This is a genomic window from Burkholderia sp. Bp9090 (genome assembly GCF_003857985.1).
Taxonomy (GTDB): Bacteria; Pseudomonadota; Gammaproteobacteria; order Burkholderiales; family Burkholderiaceae; genus Burkholderia.
In genome coordinates this window covers 141,307-163,199 of the sequence record NZ_QTPV01000004.1, presented here as the reverse complement: position 1 = coordinate 163,199, position 21,893 = coordinate 141,307, and the positions used below count along the sequence as shown (strand labels likewise).

Annotated in this window: 16 protein-coding genes; 13 read left to right on the top strand and 3 right to left on the bottom strand. The window is 64.9% G+C overall.

From position 1 onward, the window contains the following. Positions 1-1,527 (bottom strand): PLP-dependent aminotransferase family protein, encoded by a 1,527-nt coding sequence (locus tag DIE16_RS05855; protein ID WP_124521332.1) that lies wholly within the window; start codon positions 1,525-1,527, stop codon positions 1-3. Between the two features lie 108 nt (positions 1,528-1,635). Here DIE16_RS05855 and DIE16_RS05850 point away from each other — a divergent pair, with 108 nt between their 5' ends. From DIE16_RS05850 to DIE16_RS05830, 5 genes are all read left to right on the top strand, one after another. Continuing rightward, positions 1,636-2,730 carry an ABC transporter ATP-binding protein gene (locus DIE16_RS05850; RefSeq protein WP_124892019.1) on the top strand — a complete coding sequence of 365 codons (1,095 nt, stop codon included), beginning with the start codon at positions 1,636-1,638 and terminating at the stop codon, positions 2,728-2,730. 78 nt (positions 2,731-2,808) lie between these two features. Beyond that, positions 2,809-3,855, top strand: coding sequence for an ABC transporter substrate-binding protein (locus tag DIE16_RS05845; RefSeq protein ID WP_044845304.1), 1,047 nt, complete (start codon positions 2,809-2,811; stop codon positions 3,853-3,855). Between the two features lie 93 nt (positions 3,856-3,948). Beyond that, the gene (locus DIE16_RS05840) at positions 3,949-5,223 is read left to right on the top strand and encodes an ABC transporter permease (protein ID WP_044845305.1); all 1,275 of its coding nucleotides are present in this window, start codon (positions 3,949-3,951) and stop codon (positions 5,221-5,223) included. A 37-nt stretch (positions 5,224-5,260) separates the two neighbouring features. Beyond that, a complete protein-coding gene (locus DIE16_RS05835; RefSeq protein WP_040141016.1) occupies positions 5,261-6,097 on the top strand; it encodes an ABC transporter permease in 837 nt (278 codons plus the stop codon). Positions 6,098-6,358: 261 nt separating this feature from the next. Beyond that, on the top strand, positions 6,359-7,813 hold the full coding sequence (locus DIE16_RS05830) for an MFS transporter (RefSeq protein ID WP_124892018.1): 1,455 nt from the start codon (positions 6,359-6,361) through the stop codon (positions 7,811-7,813). A gap of 82 nt (positions 7,814-7,895) precedes the next feature. Here the strand turns inward: DIE16_RS05830 and DIE16_RS05825 are convergent, their stop codons facing one another. Then, positions 7,896-9,635: a protease pro-enzyme activation domain-containing protein gene (locus DIE16_RS05825; RefSeq protein WP_124570561.1), complete on the bottom strand. Its 1,740-nt coding sequence runs from the start codon at positions 9,633-9,635 to the stop codon at positions 7,896-7,898. A gap of 1,040 nt (positions 9,636-10,675) precedes the next feature. On the opposite strand from DIE16_RS05825, the gene DIE16_RS05815 reads away from it, so the two are divergent. From DIE16_RS05815 to DIE16_RS05780, 8 genes are all read left to right on the top strand, one after another. Further along, complete coding sequence (locus tag DIE16_RS05815; RefSeq protein ID WP_124892017.1) at positions 10,676-13,189, top strand: type VI secretion system Vgr family protein; 2,514 nt, start codon at positions 10,676-10,678, stop codon at positions 13,187-13,189. 3 nt (positions 13,190-13,192) lie between these two features. Beyond that, positions 13,193-15,118 carry a DUF3274 domain-containing protein gene (locus DIE16_RS05810; protein WP_124892016.1) on the top strand — a complete coding sequence of 642 codons (1,926 nt, stop codon included), beginning with the start codon at positions 13,193-13,195 and terminating at the stop codon, positions 15,116-15,118. Positions 15,119-15,213: 95 nt separating this feature from the next. Further along, entirely contained in the window at positions 15,214-15,867 is a 654-nt protein-coding gene (locus DIE16_RS05805; protein WP_260434359.1) for a hypothetical protein, read from the top strand. A gap of 38 nt (positions 15,868-15,905) precedes the next feature. Beyond that, positions 15,906-16,163, top strand: coding sequence for a PAAR domain-containing protein (locus DIE16_RS05800; RefSeq protein ID WP_124892014.1), 258 nt, complete (start codon positions 15,906-15,908; stop codon positions 16,161-16,163). Continuing rightward, complete coding sequence (locus tag DIE16_RS05795) at positions 16,160-17,569, top strand: hypothetical protein (protein WP_124892013.1); 1,410 nt, start codon at positions 16,160-16,162, stop codon at positions 17,567-17,569. Before DIE16_RS05800 ends, DIE16_RS05795 begins: the two co-directional genes overlap by 4 nt. 264 nt (positions 17,570-17,833) lie before the next feature. Continuing rightward, positions 17,834-18,157, top strand: coding sequence for a helix-turn-helix transcriptional regulator (locus DIE16_RS05790; protein WP_124832402.1), 324 nt, complete (start codon positions 17,834-17,836; stop codon positions 18,155-18,157). Continuing rightward, the gene (locus DIE16_RS05785) at positions 18,157-18,588 is read left to right on the top strand and encodes an SRPBCC domain-containing protein (RefSeq protein WP_124892012.1); all 432 of its coding nucleotides are present in this window, start codon (positions 18,157-18,159) and stop codon (positions 18,586-18,588) included. The genes DIE16_RS05790 and DIE16_RS05785 overlap by 1 nt, the downstream gene beginning before the upstream one ends. After that, on the top strand, positions 18,585-19,019 hold the full coding sequence (locus tag DIE16_RS05780) for a DUF1801 domain-containing protein (protein WP_124892011.1): 435 nt from the start codon (positions 18,585-18,587) through the stop codon (positions 19,017-19,019). The genes DIE16_RS05785 and DIE16_RS05780 overlap by 4 nt, the downstream gene beginning before the upstream one ends. Positions 19,020-19,136: 117 nt before the next feature. Here the strand turns inward: DIE16_RS05780 and acnA are convergent, their stop codons facing one another. After that, positions 19,137-21,854 carry an aconitate hydratase AcnA gene (gene acnA, locus DIE16_RS05775; RefSeq protein ID WP_044845311.1) on the bottom strand — a complete coding sequence of 906 codons (2,718 nt, stop codon included), beginning with the start codon at positions 21,852-21,854 and terminating at the stop codon, positions 19,137-19,139. Positions 21,855-21,893: the final 39 nt, after the last annotated feature.

The following is a 21,893-nucleotide window of genomic DNA, read 5'->3' as shown; positions in this document are numbered from 1 at the left end:
TCATGCCGCGCGCGTGAAGCGCCGCGGCAGATGCTGTTCGATGGTGGCCGCGAGCGTGTCGAACGCGGGGCCGATGCGTTCGTGCGCGACGCATGCGTAGCCGAGCAGCAGCCCGCGCCGCGCGGTGTCCAGGCTGCTGTAGTAGCTGGTCAGCGGGCGTACGATCACGCCCGCGTCGAATGCGCTTTGCGTGACCGCGCGATCGTCGCACGTGTCGGGCAGGCCGAGCACCAGATGGAGTCCCGCCTCGTCGCCCATCACGGGCAGCGCGTCGCCGAAGCGCGCATGGATCGCATCGATCAGCAACTGCCGGCGCTCGCCGTACAGCGTGCGCATTCGCCTGACGTGCGAAGTGAGGTGCCCGTCCATGATGAACTCGGCCAGCACGGCCTGCTGCATCAGCTGGCCCTCGCGATACAGCTCCGACAGCCCGGTGCGGAACGTGTCGACCAGATGCTCCGGCACGACCATGTAGCCCATCCGCAGGCCCGGGAACAGCATCTTGCCGAGGCTGCCGACGTAGATCACGCGGCCGCCGTCGTCGAGCCCCTGCAGCGACGCGAGCGGGCGGCTGCCATAGCGGAATTCGCTGTCGTAGTCGTCCTCGATGATCCAGCAGCGGTGCTGGCGTGCGTACTCGAGCAGCATCCGGCGGCGCGCGAGGCTCATCACCATCCCGAGCGGATACTGATGCGACGGCGTGACGAGCACGAGCCGCGGCGGATGCTGCATGTCGCCCGCGCTCGGATCGAGGCCTTCCTGGTCGACCGGCACCGGCGTGAGCGCGAGGCCGGTCGCCTGCAGCACGCTGCGCACGCCCCAGTAGCACGGCTCCTCGACCCACGCGCGATCGCCGATATCGGACAGCAGCCGCACCGCGAGATCGATCGACTGGTGGATGCCGGTCGTGATGATCACCTGGTCCGGCGTGCATTTGACCGAGCGCGCGACGCGCAGGTAGTCGGCGAGCGCGCGGCGCAGCGGCCGGTAGCCGCCGCCCGGCGCATAGGTCAGCAATTCGGGATTCGCTTCCTTCCACAGGCGCGCCTGCAGGCGGCTCCAGGTGCGGCTCGGGAATTCCGACACGTCCGGCACGCCCGGCATGAACGCGCCCCACTGGCGCCGCGACACGCCCGCGTGCTCGATCAGCTGCCGGCCGCGCATCGACAGGCCGCCTTGTGCGTCCTGCTGCAGCGCCGCATCGGCATCGGACGGCGGCGGTGCGGCGGCGCCCGGCACGCGGATCGCGGCCGCGTCCGGCCGCGTGTCGGCCACGTAGGTTCCGCTGCCGGTCGTCGTCAGCACATAGCCTTCGGCCGTCAGCTGGTCGTACACGTGCAGCACGGTATTGCGCGCGATCGACAGGTCTGCCGCGAGCGTGCGCGAACTCGGCAGCTTTGTGCCTGGCCCTAATTCCCCGGTGAGAATGGCCTGCTGCATCAGTTGCAGCAGTTGCCGGTACATCGGCTCGGACGAGCCGCGGTCGAGACGGGCCGAGAGCCAGTCGCCCAGGATCACGGTATCCAAAGTGGTCCTACTAGGAATATTGAAATGGTTCCCTAGTATAGAACCGTGCGCGCCGTATAGTGGCTCGCATCTCAAAAACGTTTGTCGCGCAGCAAGGGGACAGCCACGATGAAGTCCGATGATGTGATCGTCAGCTTTCGCGGCGTGCGGAAGACCTACGACGGCGAGACGCTGGTCGTCAAATCGCTCGACCTCGATATCCACCGAGGGGAATTCCTGACGCTGCTCGGGCCGTCCGGCTCGGGCAAGACCACCTGCCTGATGATGCTGGCGGGCTTCGAGTTCCCGACGGGCGGCGAGATCCGCCTCGACGGGGAACTGCTGAATACCGTGCCGCCGCACAAGCGCAACATCGGCATGGTGTTCCAGAACTACGCGCTGTTTCCGCACCTGACGGTCGAGCAGAACGTCGCGTATCCGCTGACGGTGCGCAAGCTCGCGGCCGCCGAGCGCGCGGAGCGCGTCGCGCATGCGCTGAAGATGGTGCAGATGGAGCGTTTCGCGAAGCGCTATCCGGCGCAGTTGTCGGGCGGCCAGCAGCAGCGCATCGCGCTCGCGCGTGCCCTCGTGTTCGAGCCGAAGCTGGTGCTGATGGACGAGCCGCTCGGCGCGCTCGACAAGCAGTTGCGCGAACACATGCAGTACGAACTGAAGGCGCTGCACGAGAAGCTCGGCGTGACCTTCGTGTACGTGACGCACGACCAGGGCGAGGCGCTGACGATGTCCGATCGCGTCGCCGTGTTCGACAAGGGCATCGTGCAGCAGCTCGATACCGTCGACCGCCTGTACGAATCGCCGTGCAACGAATTCGTCGCGAACTTCATCGGCGACAGCAACCGGCTGCGCGGCACCATCGCGCGCGTCGACGGCGAATTCTGCGAATTCCGGCTGGACGACGGCACGCAGCTCGTCGGGCGCCGCATCGGCGACGCGGCCGAAGGCGCGCCGGCCGTCGCGTGCATCCGCCCCGAACGCATGAGTCTCGCGAACGGGCACATGAACGGCAGCACCGCCAACCGCGTCACCGGCGAGGCGCGCAGCCTCATCTATTTCGGCGATCACGTGCGCATGCGCTGCGCGCTGCCGGGCCAGGACGAATGCTTCGTGAAGGTGCCGCTCGGCACGGGTGCGCTCGACGCGTTCTCGCCCGGCGCGCCGGTATCGCTCGCATTCGCGCCCGAGCACCTGCGCGTGTTCACCTGACACAGGGTTTTCCCGCTTTACCGCTGCACGTCGTCAACAACAACTGCCCACTTCCACCACGAGAGGAGAGGAACCATCATGAACGGAGCAAGCACTACCGCGCGTCGCACCGCGCTCGCACTGGCGCTCGCCGTCGTCGGCGCATCGGCCACGGCGGCCGAACTCACGGTCGTCAACTTCGGCGGCGCGAACGGCGACGCACAGAAGGCCGCATTCAACCAGCCGTTCGAGAAGGCGACCGGCAACAAGGTCACGGCCGTCGAGTACAACGGCGAGCAGGCGAAAGTGAAGGCGATGGTCGAGGCGAAGCACGTCAACTGGGACGTGGTCGAAGTCGAGTCGGGCGACCTGAACCGCGGCTGCGACGAAGGGCTGTACGAGAAGCTCGACTGGTCGAAGATCGCGAAGAAGTCCGACCTGATTCCGGAATCGCCGCAGGTGTGCGGCGTCGGTTTCTTCGTGTGGTCGACCGCGCTGTCGTACAACGCCGACAAGCTGAAGACCGCGCCGACCGGCTGGGCCGATTTCTGGAACGTGAAGAAATTCCCCGGCAAACGCGGGATGCGCAAGGGCGCGCGCTACAACCTCGAGTTCGCGCTGATGGCCGACGGCGTTTCGACGAAGGACGTATACAAGGTGCTCGGCACGAAGGCCGGCCAGGATCGCGCGTTCAAGAAGCTCGACGAACTGAAGCCGTACATCCAGTGGTGGGAAGCGGGCGCGCAGCCGCCGCAGTTCCTCGTGGCCGGCGACGTCGTGATGTCGACCGCGTACAACGGCCGCATCGACGCCGCGCAGAAGGAAGGCAAGAACCTGAAGGTCGTGTGGAACGGCAGCATCTACGACCTCGACTACTGGGCGATTCCGAAGGGCTCCCCGAACAAGGCGCTGGCCGAACAGTACATCGCGTACACGCTGACGCCGAAGCCGCAGCAAGAGTATGCGCATCACATCGCGTACGGCCCCGCGAACGTCGCGGCGATCAAGTCGCTCGACGCGAAGACGCTCGCGAACCTGCCGAACTCGCCGGCCAACGGCAAGAACGCGGTGCTGGAGGACATCGGCTTCTGGACCGACCACAGCGACGAGCTCGAGCAGCGCTTCGCCGCGTGGGCGACGAAGTAACCGCTACTCAGGTGTCCTGATGCAACCTGCCGCGCGGCGCGTCGAACGCGTCGCGCGGCATTCCGCCGGATCGAGCCCGGCCGGAGAGAACCGTTGAACACGATGACGATCGCTCCTTCCTCGCCGTCGACAGCTGCGCTCAAGCGCGAGCTGAAGGCCGCCGAGGCCCGCAAGCGCACGATGGCGTTGCTGCTGATCGCGCCGCTCGCGATCTTCCTGCTGCTCATCTTCGTCGTGCCGATCGGCACGCTGCTCACGCGCGCGGTGCAGAACCCGGAGATCGCGACCGCGCTGCCGAACACGGTGGCCGCGCTGTCGGGCTGGGACCGCAAGACACCGCCGGCCGATGCCGCGTATGCCGCACTGGCGGCCGACATGACGAAGGTCGCCGACAGCGAGGCGATGGGCGCGCTCGCGCGGCGCCTGAACACCGAGATTCCCGGCTACCGCTCGCTCGTCGCGAAGACGGCGCGCGCGATGCCGCTGAAGGGCGAGGAGGGCGCGGGCACCGCGGCGCTGACACCCGCGCAGACCCGCGCGAAGCTGATCGACCTCGATTCGCGCTGGGGCGAACCCGCGTACTGGCAGGCGATCGCGAAGAACGGCAGCCAGGTGTCGCCGTTCTACCTGCTCGCCGCGCTCGACCACAAGCAGGACGGCTTCGGCCAGATCGTGCGGGCCGATCCCGACCAGTCGATCTATCTGGCGATCTTCGGCCGCACGTTCGTGATCGGCGTCGCGGTCACGCTGTTCGCGCTGCTGCTCGGTTATCCGCTCGCGTACTGGATCTCGACGCTGTCCGAGCGCCGCGCGAACCTCGTGATGATCCTCGTGCTGATTCCATTCTGGACCTCGGTGCTGGTGCGCGTCGCCGCATGGATCGTGCTGCTGCAGAGCGAGGGGCTGATCAACACCGCGCTGATCGGCGCCGGGCTGATCTCGCATCCGCTGACGCTGCTGTTCAATCGCGTCGGCGTGTACATCTCGATGACGCACATTCTGCTGCCGTTCATGATCCTGCCGCTGTACAGCGTGATGAAGTCGATCCCGCCGACCTACCAGCGCGCGGCCGTGTCGCTCGGCAGCCATCCGTTCGCCGCGTTCTGGCGCGTGTACGTGCCGCAGACCTATCCGGGCGTCGGCGCGGGCGCGCTGCTCGTGTTCATCCTCGCGATCGGCTACTACATCACGCCCGCGCTGCTCGGCGGGCCGAACGACCAGATGGTCAGCTACTACGTCGCGTACTTCACCAACGTGACGATCAACTGGGGCATGGCGTGCGCGCTCGGCGGGCTGCTGCTCGCGGCGACGCTGGTGCTGTATGCGGTGTACGGGCGCTTCACGCGCACCAACGTGAGCCTCGGCTGAGCGCCGGGGACAGGAAAACGGGAAGGGGAAGCCGACCATGAAACTCGCCAGGCCGCTGTTTGCGCCGCACATGTCGTTCGTCGAGCGCGCGTGGTACGTCGCGTTGCGCGTGCTCGTCGTGCTGACGCTGCTGTACCTGATCCTGCCGGTGCTCGCGATCGTGCCGCTGTCGTTTTCGTCGAGCACGTTCCTCGTCTATCCGATTCCGGGCTTCTCGACGCGCTGGTACGAGAACCTGATCGCATCCGACGAGTGGCGGATGGCCGCGAAGAACAGCTTCATCGTCGCGCCGTCGGCGACCGTCGTCGCGACCGTGCTCGGCACGCTCGCCGCGATCGGCCTCACGAAGGCGGACTTCCGCGGCAAGGGGCTGCTGATGGCCGTGCTGCTGTCGCCGATGATCGTGCCGGTCGTCGTGGTCGGCGTCGGCATGTACCTGTTCTTCGCGCCGCTCGGGCTCGCGAACACCTACACCGGCCTGATCGCCGCGCACGCGGCGCTCGGCGTGCCGTTCGTCGTGACGACCGTGGCCGCGACGCTGCAGGGCTTCAACCAGAACCTGGTGCGCGCGAGCCTGTCGCTCGGCGCGAACCCCGTCACGACGTTCTTCCGCGTGACGCTGCCGGTGATCGCGCCGGGCGTGATGTCGGGCGCGCTGTTCGCGTTCGCGACGTCGTTCGACGAAGTCGTCGTCACGCTGTTCCTCGCGGGCGCGGACCAGACGACGCTGCCGCGCCAGATGTTCACCGGCATTCGCGAGAACATCAGCCCGACGATCGCCGCGCTCGCGACGATCCTGATCATCTTCTCGACGAGCCTGCTGCTCGCGCTTGAATGGCTGCGCGGCCGCAACGCGCGGCGCGCGGTGTCGTAACGGCGGCCGGATGCGTGACGTTGAGCCGGCTGCCGGGCCGGCGATCGTTGCGTTCTCGACGAAGCCGCGCACCTGATCCGGCGCGGCGAAGCTTTCGTTTCGCTGACTGACGAAGCGGTTGCCTGCACGTTCGATGCGGCTCTGCAACAATACGGCTCGTGGTGCCGCGCGTTCCGTCGCCGTCGCACGCACGGAGCGCCCGTTGCCGCGCCGCTCAATCCGCGACGCCGCGCGTCGCTCGTCAGTCAGCCGAGCCTCATCTTGTCCGAATTCGCATCCCCCGCCGGCACCCGGGAGCCGGCCGTCAACTGGCGCGCGATGTCCGCCGTGCTGCTGGCCGTCGCGCTCGCGACGCTCGACACCGCGATCGCGAACACCGCGCTGCCTGCGATCGCCGCCGACCTGCACGCGTCGCCGGCCGCGTCGGTGTGGATCATCAACGCGTACCAGCTCGCGATGGTCGCGACGCTACTGCCGTTCGCGTCGCTCGGCGACATCGTCGGCCACAAGCGCGTGTATGTCGGCGGCCTCGCGGTGTTCACGCTCGCGTCGCTCGGCTGCTCCCTCGCGGCGACGCTGCCGCAGCTGACGGCGGCGCGGATCATGCAGGGCTTCGGCGCGAGCGCGATCATGAGCGTGAACGTCGCGCTGATCCGCAACCTGTTTCCCGCGCACCGGCTCGGGCGCGGCGTCGGCTTCAATGCGCTCGTCGTCGGCGTGTCGTTCGCGGTGGGGCCGACGATCGCGTCGCTGATCCTGTCGCTGGCCGCGTGGCCGTGGCTGTTCGCGGTGAACGTGCCGCTCGGCGTGCTCGCGCTTGCCGTGGCGATTCCGTCGCTGCCGCAGACGGCGCGGGGCAAGCACGCGTTCGATCCGCTCGCCGCGCTGTTCAACGTGATCACGTTCGCGTCGCTGATCTTCGCGCTCGGCGAATTCGCGCAGCGCGGGCCGCTGTCCGTCGTGTTCGCGGGCGCCGCGGTCGCGCTCGCGTTCGGCTGGCTGCTGATCCGCCGCCAGGCCGGGCACCCGGCGCCGATGCTCCCGGTCGACCTGTTCCGCCGGCCCGTTTTCACACTGTCCGCGCTGACGGCCGTGTGCGCGTTTGCCGCGCAGGGGCTCGCGTTCGTGTCGCTGCCGTTCTACTTCGAAACCGTCCTGCATCGTGACGCGGTCGAGACCGGGTTCCTGATGACGCCGTGGTCGGCGATCGTCGCGCTCGCCGCGCCGATCGCGGGCCGCTTGTCCGACCGTTATCCGCCCGGATTGCTCGGTGCAATCGGGCTCGCGCTGCTGAGCGCGGGGATGGTGTCGCTCGCCGCGTTGCCGGCAGCGCCGAGCGTCGTCGACATCGGCTGGCGGATGATGCTGTGCGGCGCGGGCTTCGGCTTCTTCCAGTCGCCGAACCTGAAGGCGCTGATGTCGAGCGCGCCGCCCGAGCGCAGCGGCGGTGCGAGCGGGATCATCGCGACCGCGCGGCTGATCGGGCAGGCGACCGGCGCGGCGCTCGTCGCGCTGTCGTTCGGGATCGCGGGGCGTCACGGGCCGACGCTCGCGCTGATGCTCGGGGCGGGTTTTGCCGGGGCGGCGAGCGTGGCGAGCGGGCTGCGGCTCTTCGCGCCATCGCACCGGGCCGGCGCGCCGGTCGCCTCGGTCGCGACGACAGCGACGACAGCGACGACAGCGACGACAGCGACGAACGAGCGGGCGACGGAGTAGGGCTCCGCGCCCGCCCGCTGCCCGTATCTTTCCCGGCCGGTGCGCGGCGAACGACCGCCGCGCGCCGGCCGTCGCGTCGGGCTCAGAAGCCGCCCGTCTGGATCAGCTTGTTGAGGTTCGCGATGTTCAGGCTGCCGAAGCCGGTCGTCAGATCCCAGCCGGTGCCTGCTCTGTAGCCATACCCCTGATAGCCGTTGTTCCCTGACACGACGTCATAGCGCACGAGCGACGGATTCGACGGGATGTCCGCATAGAACTTCGCAGCCGGGAAACCGATACCCGTGCCGTTCGCCGCGAGCAGACGCGCCCAGAAGCCGGTGAAGATCGGCGCAGCGAGGCTCGTGCCGCCGATCTGCTGCAACTGGCCGTAGTTGTAGATGTACGCGCCGGTGCTTTGTGCGGCATCGAACGATACGTCGGGCAACTGACGATTGCTGCCCGATTGCCACGCCGGCGCCGGCAGCACCGTGCTGACGCCGCCGCCCGTCGCCCACAGCTTGCCGTTGCCGTCGAGGCCTTCGTTCCACACCGTTTCGTTCGAGAACGCACCCGCCGACGTGGTGTACAGCGTCGTGCCGCCGATCGCGAGCACGTGCGGCGACGCGGCCGGCCACGACACCGTGTAGTTCGCGCCGTCCGGATAGCCGCGGTTGTTGCACTCGTACACGCCTTCGTCGCCCGACGACACCGAGAACGTCTGACCCTGCGCGGCAGCCGTCGTGAAGATCTGCTCTTCGGCGTCGATCGTGCCGTCCGCGTTCGCGTCGGTCTCGCACCAGCCGAGCGACACGTTGATCACCTTCGCGGTGTTGTCCGACACCGCGCGGTTGAACGCCTGCGTGAGCCCCGTGTTGCCGGCGGCGTTCAGGTCCGCCATGTAGAACACGAGCTTTCCGACCTGGCCGCCGGCCGAGCCGACGATCGACTGGCTGTCGAGATCCCATTCGCCCTGGCCGTCCTGGTCGTCGCTGTAGCTGCCGGTCGTGCCGGTGCCGTTGGTCTTCACGGTCTGGGTCGCGACCGTGCCGTAGCCGTTGCTCGACGTGAACTGCTTCAGGTCCTGCAGCGTCTGCGATACGCCGCCGATCGTGATGATGCCGACGCTCACGCCGGCCGCGGTCGGCACGCCGGTCGCGTTGTAGAGGCCCGGGAATTCCTTCGGATAGTGGCCGGTGGCCGTGCCGGCCGCGAGCGCCTGCGGCTTCGCGACGTTGCCGATGCGCAGCATCGGCCGTGCGCGCGCGACGTTCTGCAACCCGAGCACCGAGCCGACGACGTCTCCGAGCGCGCGCGGCACCTGCGCGGTCGACGCGTTCGCGAAGCCCGAGCGGCCCGCGTACTCGAAGTGCACGAGCGACGTGTTGAACGCGGTCTTCACCGTGCCGGCCGTGCCGCGCGCGGACACCAGCAGCCGGTTCGGCGCGACCTCGATGTTCACGAAGCCGCTCTTGCGCAGATAGTCGACGACCGATTTCACTTGCGCGTCGGTCGGCGCGTAGCTGGCGAGGAACTGTTCGTGCGTCAGGTACTGGCGGTAATGCGCGTTGCCGGGCCGGTTCACGTCGTGCGCGAGCTGCTTGAGCTGCGCGGCGTTGCGCAGCTTCAGGCTGACGACGATGTCGGCCGTTTCGCCGGCCGCGAGTTCGAGCGACGGTGCGGCGCTGCGCGCCATCAATTGCGGGCCGGTCAGAAAGGCCTTCGTGTGGGTGTCGACCCAGTCCGTCGTCGCATGTGCCGCGCCGGCGGCGAGCACGAGCGGCCACGCGCATGCGAGGCGGCGCGGCGACGGAAGGGGAAGGGCAAACCAGGCGTTCCTTTTCATCGGGAGTCCTTTTTAGGAGAGACGACGTTGCTGGAAGCCCCGGCCCTTGTGGGGCCGCGAGCGGTGACGAGCGTAGGGCGTCGGTGCCGTTCAGGTAGCTGCCAGTTTCCATAGCTGTCAGTTCTGACATCGGCGTGCGGCCGGGTGGGTATCGCATGGCGCATGCGGCGAGCGGCCGGACGCCGCGAGGGAACCGGTTTGCGGAACGGCGGCCACGCGATGCGTGCTGTTCATGCGCGCGGGTCGTTCGTTGTCACGTCGAAATGTGCGCAATGACGGCCGCGGACGGGTGAGTGCACCCATGTTTCTCGATCGACCGCGGCCGTACGCGACGGCGCACTATGTGGTCAAACGGCGCGAAGCGGCCGAGAGTGGGGCGTGGATGCACGAAAAAGGGGCCGGCTGACGGCCGGCGTTTCCCGAACTGTGGAACAGCGTGCCGAGCAGTCTTGCGGACGGCTTTCGATTGCGAGGATGTTGCCGTGAATTAGAGTAAACGCTCGAGTCTGGAGAGGGAGGTCGGAACTGTCCGCGGTGCTCTCGTGAAGCGACGTCGCCGTTGCGTGGGCGATCCTCCCTGGTGCGGTGCGCAATGATATGCGGTAGCGATCGCTGACGTTTGATCTCTGCCGTCGCCGAAATTGGATTGGAGGCTCTCAACGCATATTTCGTGAAGTGCCGAGCGGGAGCTTTTCGTATTGCATGTTCGGTTATCAGCCGGCCATCCCGATTTTCACGAAGTGCTTTCGAGTCGTCGGCGTCCCGAGGGTGACGTTCGGTCGCACTTCGGCACGACGACCCGTTGTCCTTGATGCACCGGGCATGTTGCGTAGTGAAGGTCTATGCACCAGCAGCGTGGTGCTAATCAAGCGAATTGCTATCTGGGAAGTACGAAGTTTGTTTGTGTTCGACCAGAGCCCGTTAATCGATTCGGCTTCGAATCCCGGCTTTTGCTAATTTCATACTCGTCCCATGGCGGCTTCGCCCCTCGCGCCGTTAAAGTCTCGCGGGTTATTCCGCAAACGTTTTCGGAGGGCTCTTTGACCGCGAGCACGGCCATTTCCGACACACCCGCGCGCGCGGGCGTCAACATTCACCAGTTCTACAGCCTGGACCTCAAGGGCGCACCTGCTGCTGCGCTCGCTGACATTTACCAGTTCGAAGGGGCGCGCGGGATCGGCGAGCCGACGAAGTACACGATCCAGTTCACGCATCCCCGTCACGACTTGTCGCGCAGCGAATTCCTGAACCGGATGGGCGCATTTGTGATCCAGCCGCCGCCGCGTGACCGCTGGAGCCAGCCGGAAGGCGCGCCACGCGTGCAAGGCGTAGTAACGAGCTTTGCGCTGAAGGCCACCAATCGCGACGAGTCGCTATACGAGATCGTGCTGGAATCGCGTCTGGCGCTGTTGCGCAATACGTCGAAATACCGGTTCTTTCTGGACATGAGCATTCCCGAAATCATCGAGCGGATTCTGCGGGAGCATGAATTCAACCGGATCTTTGCGAGTTTCGAATTCCAGTTGTATCGGACCTATCGCAAGCGCAGCTTCGTGATGCAATGGGGCGAGGATGACCTGGCGTTCATTACGCGCTTGTGCCGACGCTCGGGCATTTGGTTCGTGTGCGAAGAAGGCGAACGTTGCGAGCGGGTGCGCTTCGGCGACGACTATGCGCACTATCGCCGCGATCCAGAACGCCTGACGGTTGCGTACCGGCCGCACGGCGGGCTGGAAGCCGGAGGCATCGAGTCGATCAGCGCGCTCGAAATGCACGCGAAGACCTTGTCGGCGGCCTACATGGTACGCACGTTCAGCACCGAAACGGCGATATCGGATCCGATCGAGGCGGCCAGCCCGATCCGCGACGACCGCACCACGTATGGTGAAGCGTATACGTGGGGAGCACCGAATCAGAGCGAGGACGAGGCGAAGGAGGAGGCGCAACTGCGTCGCGAGGCAGCGCTGGCCGGGCAGGTCGCGTATCGCGGCGAGTGCGACATGCTGGACCTCACGCCCGCCTCGGTGCTGAAACTGTCGAGCCGGGCGTTGCCCGATGCGAAGCACGGGCTGGTTGTGGTGCGGGTGACGTGCGGCGCGAGCCGGAAGAAGGCGTATCGCGTGAAGTTCGACGCGATTCCGTCCGACCGCCAGTATCGAATGCCGTTGATGGAAGAAACGTGGCCGAGAGTCGACGGGGTCATCACCGGGACGATCGCGTCGTCGGGCGGCTGGAAAGACCCGTATCTGGATGGTCAGGGCGAATACATCGTCGATCTCCATCTGGATCGCGACACGCGGGCACCGGGGCTGCAAAGTTGCCCGATGCGGCTGGCGAAGCCGTTCGCGGGGCCGAACCAGACCGGTTTTCACTTCGGGCTCGTCGAGGGCACGGTGGTCGGCGTGAGCTTCCTGTGGGGCTGCGTGGATTTGCCGTTCATCAGCCACGTGCTGCATACCGCCCAACACACGGATCCGATCGTCGCGGGCGTACCGTGGGGCACGCGCAATACGATTCGCACGCGCTCGAACAACACCGTCGAGTTGGACGACCGGAAAGGCAAGGAACACATCAAGGTCGCGACCGAGCACGGCAAGACGCAGTTGAATCTGGGCTATACGGTGGACCGGGACCAGCAGCGGCGAGGCGAGGGTTTCGAGTTGCGCACGGACGATCGGGGGCACGTGCGCGCGGGCGGTGGTCTGCTGGTGTCGTCCGACAGGCAGGAGAAGGCGGTCGGGCAGATGACCGACATGAGGCCGGCGACGAACCAGTTTGCGCTGACGCAGGCGCAGGCTCAGGGGTTGACCGATGCCGCAGCTGTGGCGCAGGCGGAAATCGCGGACCTGAGGGCGGAAAACGCGTGGCTGAAGGACGAACTGGCGAGCTTGAAGACGGCCGTGATCGCGCTGTCCGCACCGAACGGCATTGGCCTGGCGACGCCCGATCGAGTGATGGTATCGGCGGGCAAGGACGTGAGTGTCGGTACGTCGTCACGGTTCAACGTGAATGCGCTCCGGAACGTCGCGATCGCGGCGGGCGAGGTGCTGTCGCTGTTTGCGCACAAGTTCGGCATCAAGCTCTACGCCGCGCGCGGCAAGGTTCAAATCCAGGCGCAGTCGGACGCGATGGAACTGGTGGCGCAGAAGGACATGCGGATCACCAGTGCCGATGGCACCACGACGGTCAATGCTGCCAACGGGGTTGTGCTCGGCGGTGGCGGCACGGCCTACATCAAGGTGCAGGGCGACAACGTCGAGATTGGCGGGGCAGGCTGCCTGATCCTAAAAATCATCGAAATCCAGAAGGAAGGACCGAGTGCGCTGTCGCTGCCGGTACCGAAGTTCAACCAGATCGATATCGCGAATGACGAGCGGTTCATTCTCAGCGACGACATCACTGGCCGACCGGTTGCGAACCGATCGTACAAGATTCAGCTCGCCAGCGGACAGATTATCGAGGGCATAACCAGCGACAAGGGGGAGACCTCGTTGAGCCGGCAGGATGTTGCGGGGGGGCTCAAGTTGCTGCTTCAGAACAATAAGGAAGCCTGATTCATGACGGACCAGTCCAATCAGCCGGACGACAGGGGCGACGATGCTGGTACGCCGAAGCCCTATCGGCACGACACCGCAACGCGCATCGTGCCGATGCAGCGCGATCATCTCGGGCAACCTTATTGGGAGTCCTATCACACGCCGAGCAGTTTTCAGGTGCGCGCCGAGTGCCGCATCCCGCCGCACATGCCGGGCGTGATCATCTTTGTGCATGGCGTTAATTCCACGGGGGAGTGGTATGACGAAGCGGAACAGGCGTTGTGCCAAGGGCTCAACGAACGGCTGAAACGGAGTGATCTGAAGGCGAATACCTACAGTACGACAGATGGTGAACGTGTCGTACCTAGGTATGTCAAGAAGGGAGATGAAGGCATCTCCCCTGTGATCCGCTTCTACTGGGGTTACAGCGCGATGCCCGGCACCGAGCGCAATTGGCGCATCCCGATGCGCAACCCGCGCGGCTTCGATGCGTGGGCCCTCGCGTGCACGAACGAAACAGGTCCGTGGTATTGGGGCGGCGGCCCTTTCCAGAACGGCACCAACAACCTGCCGCAATTGTGGAGCCACGAGGGATTCAAGCGTCACGTGCTCAGGTTCGATATGGAGTCGTTGAACACGGAGGCCGATCGCCAACTGCAGGACTCTCCGCCGCGCACATACTACGCGCATGCGGCCCAACGTCTGGCCGACCTGATCGACCGGATTCGCGACGAGTGTCCGCGTGATACGGTGACCGTGATGTCGCATAGCCAAGGGACGATGATCGCGCTCGCGGCGACCGCCTTATGCAAGACACGCGCGCCCGATGCAGTGTTCGTGATGAACTCGCCGTATGCCCTCGATGACAAGATCACGGATGCTCTGACCTGTGGTGCGGAACGCCCTACTCAGGAGGCGCGCATCAACACGTTTCGGAACATCGCAAACCGGATCAAGCAGGACAAGCACGTGTTCACCGAGACGGAATTGAAGCAGCTTCAGTGCGGCGCGTCCGAGGACATGGATTTCTGGCGGCCCGACAACCGGCGCAAATCCGGTGTGCACGAGCGCGACAATCACGGCCGGCTGTACGTGTACTTCACGCCGCACGATCGCGTGATGGGCGCAACGCCGCTGCAAAGCATCGGCTGGCAGGGCGTGGATGACAAATTGCTGGCAGAGTTGGGCGATACCGTCAAGCAGCGCATGCTGGCGCGCGGTACGCCGGTGGGCGACGCGCCGGGAATGAAGAAGTTCGGCACGCTGCCGCCGACTCCTGAAAACAAGCTTGTACTCGGAGCGAAGTCGACCGATTTCTGGAACGGCAATCGGACTATTTTTACGCCCCTCCTGAAGCTGTGGGCGGTGCCGCATCCCGACAAGACCGTGACGATCAACGCTGAAGAGGTGCCGCAGCCGGTTACGGCGGACGAGATGCGACAGTTCGAAAATTCACGTAAAGGCGTCGATGAAATGGGTAAGTGGGTTCCCGATCCGAATGATCCCAGCACCGGGAGCTACGCTGATCCCGACTACCGTTATATGCGCTCGATTTATCAACCCAAGCGCACCGTAACTACCGAGGACATTTATACGTCCAAGCGTACGACCCGGCTTGGGACGCAGGACGAAATGCTGCAACGACTCAACACCTATCGCGCCGAGCCTACCAATCACAGCACGTTGCCCAAGCATATGGCATTCATGCGTCGGGTGGCCGCCTACGACCTGCCGATCGGTTTCTGTGATGCGTATGAGAGGCCGGCGTTCTGGAACCGCCTGATGAAACTCGCCGACTGGACGCTCGGTTATGACGATTACTTTGAGCTTGGCGGACTCCAAAACATCATCAAACCATCCTGCATCGATTGGGACACGGTTGCGGACGAACAAAACAAGGCCGAGGCTGAGCAACTCAGGCAACAGCAATGGAAGGGGGGAGCGTGATGAGATACGCCATTGCGATAATCGCGCTGGTCGCTCTCGTGCAGGGATGCACGGCGCAGACGCCGCAACATTCGAGCTTCGGGCTCGGAGACTTCATGAGTTCAGCGCTCAAGGAATTGCCGTATGACTCGCCGCCGCAAATCATCTATCGGATTGATGACCACCGTTTTGTAACGTTGGAACGTTATCGGGACTGTCATCACGGGGAAACCTACTACAACGATACCCGTGCCGGCATCCGAAAGTATCTAGGGCGAGGCATGTTTGAAAATTTCCAAGGGCGCCTCATTAATGCTGACCCAACTGGAGGGAACATTGTTTTACCGCTGGCCTATCCGGAGGGATTGGTTTGCGGTAACGGCGAAAAAGGTTGCGTGGTGCCATTTTGGTATTCGACGGACGGCGGGAAAACCTTTGCTACGAAGATTTACATGGAGCACGGCTTTGATGCCTTCGAGAATTCGAAGGACTATATAGTGGCAGCCACAAGCGACAAGCTGTTTATAGCAAAGAAATATCAATACAGAATGGATCGCCCGGAATACGATTTAAGCGTGCGGCAGTATTCTCTTGTCCGTGCTGTTGATCCTGGCAAGCCTCACCCACCAATCTTTGAATCGGACGGTGCTTGGGCATCCAAAAGAAAGCTAATGCCGGACGGGCTTCGCACGCCCTCGGGCCAGGACCGCATCACTTGCGATTCGTCAATCAAGCCGACTAACCCGGATGCACTGCTGGTACCCCAATGAGGTACTCGGTTTCACCACCCCGCATGGAGCGCACCATCATGAAAAACCCAGTATGCCTGGGCGATGCAACGACACACGGCGGTGTCGTCAAGACCGCATCATCGACGTTCGATCTCGATGGCCGCAAGGTGGCGCTGCTGCATGACGTCGTCTCGTACCCGGAGCACGGCGACAACCCGATCATCGAGTGCACGGAGGGCTACAGCGAAGGCGGCCGAAAATGGGCAGTGCATATGTGCCGAACGCGGTGTGGCAGCCAGGTGATCGCCAGCAGCAAAGGGATGAAAATCGCATGAGCCGAACGTGGACGATCCCGGACATCGGGGAGTATCAGTACGGCAAGCCACCGTCGATCTGGTGGGGCGTGCTTGCCGTCGTCGTCATCCAGACCGCGGGCATGCTCATCGCGCTACTCAACTGGGAGCAGGGCAAGCCGGTGATGTCCGAACTCTTCTTCGAGCGCGCGTTGCTGTTGCCGCTGCTGGTGTCGGGGGCCGTGTGCGGGGTGATCTATGTCGGCTACGAGGAGTGGATCGAGCGGGTTGATTGGTGGAATTTCCTGTGCCGCAGCGAGCGGGCTGCATGGCGGCAATGGGCGCAAGCTCACATGGCGATCGTCAACAGCATTGCGTTGACGCCTGAGCCCGAGTTGGCCGAACGTCTGCTGGGCCTGGAGGGCAGTGCGCCGATGAATCCCGGCAAGATCCTGTCCTTGCCGGTGACGGAAAGTTCGGCAGGGGTGTCGCGGCTTGGGCGGGTATTGGAGCAACTGGTGACGCCGTTTGCGGCCAGCCTCGCACGTTATGCACCGACCCGGGCCGTCGACGTGATCCTGCAATCCGCCGACAAGGAAGATCTGACCGAACTGCGGGCGGTCTGGAAGAAGCTGAATCTGCCCGACCTCGTGCAGTTCGGATGGGTGCCTTTCGGTGCGAAGCAGACGAAGATCGAGACGTGGTTCGACGAGGCGGGAAAAGCCGATTTTCGGCTATTGCTGGCCTGCCAACTGCATGCGGAGGGCACGGAGCCGGCCTGGTCCGAGGTCGCCGTGGCGATGTTGCTTGCTTCGCCGCGCGCGGTCGAGAGCGGCAAGGGAAAGCTCAGGCCTCAGGCGCGGTTATTCCGCCCGATTGCGATGCCGTCCGATTCCGTGGCGGACGCGCTGGAAACGCTACTGGCTTCGGAGCAGACGCCTCGCGGGCGCATCCGCCATGTGTGGTTGAGTGATTTGCCGCCCCAGAGCCGTCACGCGGCGCTCGGCGCCGTCAAGGATGCCGGACTGGCGCTACCGACGCATGATGTCGATCGCGCGATCGGCAAACCTGGGCCGGTGAGTGGCTTGTTGCTTCAGGCGCTCGCGGCGCTGATGGTGGCACATGGCCAGGGCGCACAACTGGTTGCTTCGCCGAGTGCTCAACAGGTGCGGCTGAATTTGATCGGAGCGCAGTGCGCACCGGTGCCTAGCGTCGAGGCGGGCTATGTGCGTCGGCTTAGCTTGTCGGTCAGCGTGGGCGGCAGTTGTTGCCTGATCCTGATCATGGCCGGGCTGGATGCCATCGGCGCATCCACGGGATGGTTCCGGGCATGCCTGGCCGGATTCGTATTGCTGTTCCTCGTCCAGCTTGGCGGTTCGTTCCTGAGGCGTCGCCTGCTGGAAGACGATTTTTACCGACAACTGCGGGGCATGGGCGTCTGGATATGAGGCCGCGTGATGTGTGGCACGGCATCAAGCGCGCGACGATCGAAGAGAATTAGAACAAACACGCGAATCCGGACGGGTGAGGCCGCCGACGTGATGCGGCGGTTCGCGAGACCTTCGGCATGCCAGCTGTCAGTGCGATTGCACCCGACGCAAGGCGTGTCTCGTGCAGTAGCGGTGCGCCTCGGCATCCGCAAAATTTCTCCTTGACTTACCTCGTTCAGCCGATATCCTTCAATACATAACCATCGGGTTATGAATTCAAACATGCAAAACGCTCACGACATGCTTTTCAGGACGCTTGCCGACCCAACACGCCGCGCGCTTTTCGAGCGGCTGTGCGAGGAGGGCGAGCTGACGGTTGCCGCGCTGACGACCCATGCGGGCGTCTCGCAGCCGGCCGTGTCGAAGCATCTAGGCGTACTGAAGCAGGCCGGGCTCGTGAGCGACCGTCACGAAGGCCGGCAGACGCACTACAGCGCGCAGCCGCAAGCGCTGACTCCGTTGATCGACTGGACCAGCCAGATGGCAGGCTTCTGGCAGAACCGGTTCGACGCGCTCGAAGATCTGCTCAAGAGGATGGATCAGTAATGAACCAGGCCACCACTGAAACACGCACCGTCGTCGTCGAACGGGAACTGTCGCATCCGCCGGAGAAGGTCTGGCGTGCGCTCACGCAACCGCATCTGATCGAGGCATGGCTGATGCAGAGCGATTTCGAGCCCGTCGCGGGCCGCGCGTTCAGCTTCCGCGCGGACTGGGGTTCGGTCGACTGCACGTTGCTGACGATCGAGCCGCAGCGCGTGCTGTCCTACACGTGGGCCGCCTACGGACTGGAAAGCGTCGTCACCTGGACGCTCACGCCGACGCCGGTCGGCACGCTGTTGCGGATGGAGCAGGCCGGTTTCCGCGCGGATCAGGAGCAGGCGTACCGCGGTGCGCAGCACGGCTGGACGCAGTTCTTCGCGTCGCTCGAGCAGGTGCTCGCGCGCCCCGATGACGACGAGGAGGGCCGTGCATGAGCGCCTCCGACCTGGAACCGTCGGCTCGCATCGACGCGCTGATCGCAGGCATCGCCGACTGGCGCGGCAAGACGTTCGCCGAACTGCGCGAGACGATCGTCGCCGCCGACGAAGGCATCGTCGAGGAGTGGAAATGGATGGGCAGCCCGGTGTGGTCGTGCGCCGGGATGATCGCGGTCGCGAACGCGCACAAGGGCAAGGTGAAGCTCACGTTCATGCATGGCGCGCAGCTGCCCGATCCCGACGGGCTGTTCAATGCGGGCCTTGAAGGCAATGCGCGCCGTGCGATCGATTTCCTCGAAGGCGACAAGCTCGACAAACGGGCGCTGAAGCGTCTCGTTCGCGCGGCCATCGACTACAACCGCGCGCACCTGAAGAAGAACGCGCGGCCGGCCGCAGGCGGCAGGACGCGCGCCGACAAGGCCGCATGACGCACCGGCGCGCCGGCACACCGCCGCGCAGGCAAAAAAAAGCCCGACACGAGGTCGGGCATCCAAATCGGCCGCAACCGCCGCGAGGCGGCTGCGGCACCTGCAAAAGCCGCGCGCTTACGCTGCGAGCAGCGAGCGCAGCACGAACGGCAGGATACCGCCGTGCTTGTAGTAATCGACTTCGATCGGCGTATCGATGCGCAGCAGCACCGGCACGCGGGTCGTTTCGCCGTTCTTGCGGTGAATCACGAGCGTGACGTCCTGCTGCGGCTTGAAGTCGTCGCCGAGGCCTTCGATGTCGTAGGTCTCTTCGCCGGTGATGCCGAGCGACTGGATGCTGTCCGCGCCCTTGAACTGCAGCGGCAGCACGCCCATGCCGACCAGGTTCGAGCGGTGGATCCGCTCGAAGCTGCGTGCGATCACGGCCTTCACGCCGAGCAGCTGCGTGCCCTTCGCGGCCCAGTCGCGCGACGAGCCCGTGCCGTACTCTTCGCCCGCGAACACGACGGTCGGCGTGTCGGCGTCGACGTACTTCATCGCCGCATCGTAGATCGACAGCTGTTCGCCGCTCGGCTGGTGAATCGTCAGGCCGCCTTCGACGCGCGTGCCGTCCGCCTTCGCCGGGATCATCAGGTTCTTGATCCGGACGTTCGCGAACGTGCCGCGCATCATCACGTCGTGGTTGCCGCGGCGCGAACCGTAGCTGTTGAAGTCGGCCTTCTGCACGCCGTTCTCCTTCAGCCACTTGCCTGCCGGCGAGTCTTCCTTGATCGAGCCTGCCGGGCTGATGTGGTCGGTCGTGACCGAGTCACCGAAGATGCCCAGCGCGCGCGCGCCCTTGACCGTCGGGATCGAATCGGCCGGCTCCATCGAGAAGTCGTTGCCGAAGAACGGCGGCTCCGCGATGTAGGTCGACTTCGGCCAGTCGTAGACCTGGCCCGTCTCGCCCTCGATCTTGCTCCAGAGGTCGCCCTTCTTGGTCAGCTTCGAGTAGTTGTCCTCGAACTTCTTCGGGTCGAGCGCGAACTTGAGCAGCGCGTGGATTTCCTCGCTCGTCGGCCAGATGTCGCCGAGGTAGATGTCGTAGCCGTCCTTGCCCTTGCCGACCGGCTCGGTCATCAGGTCGCGCGTGATGTTGCCGGCGATCGCGTAGGCGACGACCAGCGGCGGCGACGCGAGGAAGTTCGCGCGGATGTTCGGGTGGATGCGCGCCTCGAAGTTACGGTTGCCCGACAGCACGGCTGCCGCGACGATGTCGTTCTTCGTGATCGCTTCGTTCAGTTCCGGCGTCAGGTCGCCCGCGTTGCCGATACAGGTCGTGCAGCCGTAGGCGGCGACTTCGAAGCCGAGCTTCGCGAGGTAGGGCAGCAGGCCCGTCTTCGTCAGGTATTCGGTGACGATGCGCGATCCCGGCGCGAGCGAGGTCTTGATGTGCGGCGCGACGGTCAGGCCGGCTTCGACGGCCTTCTTCGCGAGCAGGCCGGCAGCCAGCAGCACGCTCGGGTTCGACGTGTTCGTGCACGACGTGATCGCGGCGATCAGCACGTCGCCGTTCTTCACGTCGACGCCGTTGCTCGTCGTGTACTGCGCGTTCAGGTCGTCCGCCTTCTTCGCGAAGCCGTTTTCCGCGACCGGCTTCGAGAACAGCTCGGTGAACGTCGACTTGACGTTGCCGATCTCGATGCGGTCCTGCGGGCGCTTCGGGCCGGCCAGCGACGGGGCGACCGTGGCGAGATCCAGCGTGACCGTCTTCGTGTAGTCGATGTCGCCCGCCTTCGGAATGCCGAACAGCTTCTGGGCCTTGAAGTAGTTCTCGAACGCGGCGATTTCCGCCTTCGTGCGGCCCGTGCCTTCGAAGTATTCGATGGTCTTTTCGTCGACCGGGAAGAAGCCCATCGTCGCGCCGTATTCCGGCGCCATGTTGCCGATCGTTGCGCGGTCCGGCAGCGACAGCGACTTCGTGCCTTCGCCGAAGAATTCGACGAACTTGCCGACGACCTTTTCCTTGCGCAGCATTTCGGTGATCGTCAGCACCAGGTCGGTGGCCGTCACGCCTTCGCGCAGCTTGCCCTTCAGCTCGACGCCGACGACGTCCGGCGTCAGGAAGTACACCGGCTGGCCGAGCATGCCGGCTTCGGCCTCGATGCCGCCCACGCCCCAGCCGACCACGCCGATGCCGTTGATCATCGTCGTGTGGCTGTCCGTGCCGACGAGGGTATCCGGGTAGTACACGGTGTCGCCGCCGTCCGTCTTCTTGTGGACGCCGCGCGCGAGATATTCGAGGTTCACCTGGTGGACGATGCCGACGCCCGGCGGCACGACCTTGAACGTGTCGAACGCCTGCATGCCCCACTTCATGAACTGGTAGCGCTCGTTGTTGCGCTGGAATTCCAGCTTCATGTTCAGGTCGAGCGCGTCCTTCTGGCGGAAGTAGTCGATCTGCACCGAGTGGTCGACGACGAGATCGACCGGGACCAGCGGCTCGATCTTCTTCGGATTCTTGCCCGAACGCTCCGCGACGCCGCGCATGGCCGCGATGTCGGCGAGCAGCGGCACGCCCGTGAAGTCCTGCAGCACGACGCGCGACACCACGAACGGAATCTCGTCGACGCGCTTCGCGGTCGGCTGCCAGTTCGCGAGCTGCTCGATGTGTTCTTCGGTGATCTTCTTGCCGTCGTAGTTGCGCAGCACGGACTCGAGCACGATACGGATCGACACCGGGAGGCGCTCGATCTTCGTCTTCAGTTCCTTGCCGAGCTGCGGCAGCGAGTAGAACTTGCCTTTGCCGGAACCGCTGTCGAATTCCTTGAGGGTCTTGTGGAGATTGTGGGCCATGGTGATTTTCCTGGGTTTAAGGCTAGGAAACAAAGAGTC

Excerpts from the sequence above, each read along its gene's own strand:
- DIE16_RS05850 (WP_124892019.1), top strand. The coding sequence starts at position 1,636 with ATGAAGTCCGATGATGTGATCGTCAGCTTTCGCGGCGTGCGGAAGACC.
- DIE16_RS05845 (WP_044845304.1), top strand. The coding sequence starts at position 2,809 with ATGAACGGAGCAAGCACTACCGCGCGTCGCACCGCGCTCGCACTGGCG.
- DIE16_RS05835 (WP_040141016.1), top strand. The coding sequence starts at position 5,261 with ATGAAACTCGCCAGGCCGCTGTTTGCGCCGCACATGTCGTTCGTCGAG.
- DIE16_RS05825 (WP_124570561.1), bottom strand. The coding sequence starts at position 9,635 with ATGAAAAGGAACGCCTGGTTTGCCCTTCCCCTTCCGTCGCCGCGCCGC.
- DIE16_RS05810 (WP_124892016.1), top strand. The coding sequence starts at position 13,193 with ATGACGGACCAGTCCAATCAGCCGGACGACAGGGGCGACGATGCTGGT.
- DIE16_RS05805 (WP_260434359.1), top strand. The coding sequence starts at position 15,214 with ATGAGTTCAGCGCTCAAGGAATTGCCGTATGACTCGCCGCCGCAAATC.
- DIE16_RS05800 (WP_124892014.1), top strand. The coding sequence starts at position 15,906 with ATGAAAAACCCAGTATGCCTGGGCGATGCAACGACACACGGCGGTGTC.
- DIE16_RS05795 (WP_124892013.1), top strand. The coding sequence starts at position 16,160 with ATGAGCCGAACGTGGACGATCCCGGACATCGGGGAGTATCAGTACGGC.
- DIE16_RS05790 (WP_124832402.1), top strand. The coding sequence starts at position 17,834 with ATGCAAAACGCTCACGACATGCTTTTCAGGACGCTTGCCGACCCAACA.
- DIE16_RS05785 (WP_124892012.1), top strand. The coding sequence starts at position 18,157 with ATGAACCAGGCCACCACTGAAACACGCACCGTCGTCGTCGAACGGGAA.
- DIE16_RS05780 (WP_124892011.1), top strand. The coding sequence starts at position 18,585 with ATGAGCGCCTCCGACCTGGAACCGTCGGCTCGCATCGACGCGCTGATC.
- acnA (WP_044845311.1), bottom strand. The coding sequence starts at position 21,854 with ATGGCCCACAATCTCCACAAGACCCTCAAGGAATTCGACAGCGGTTCC.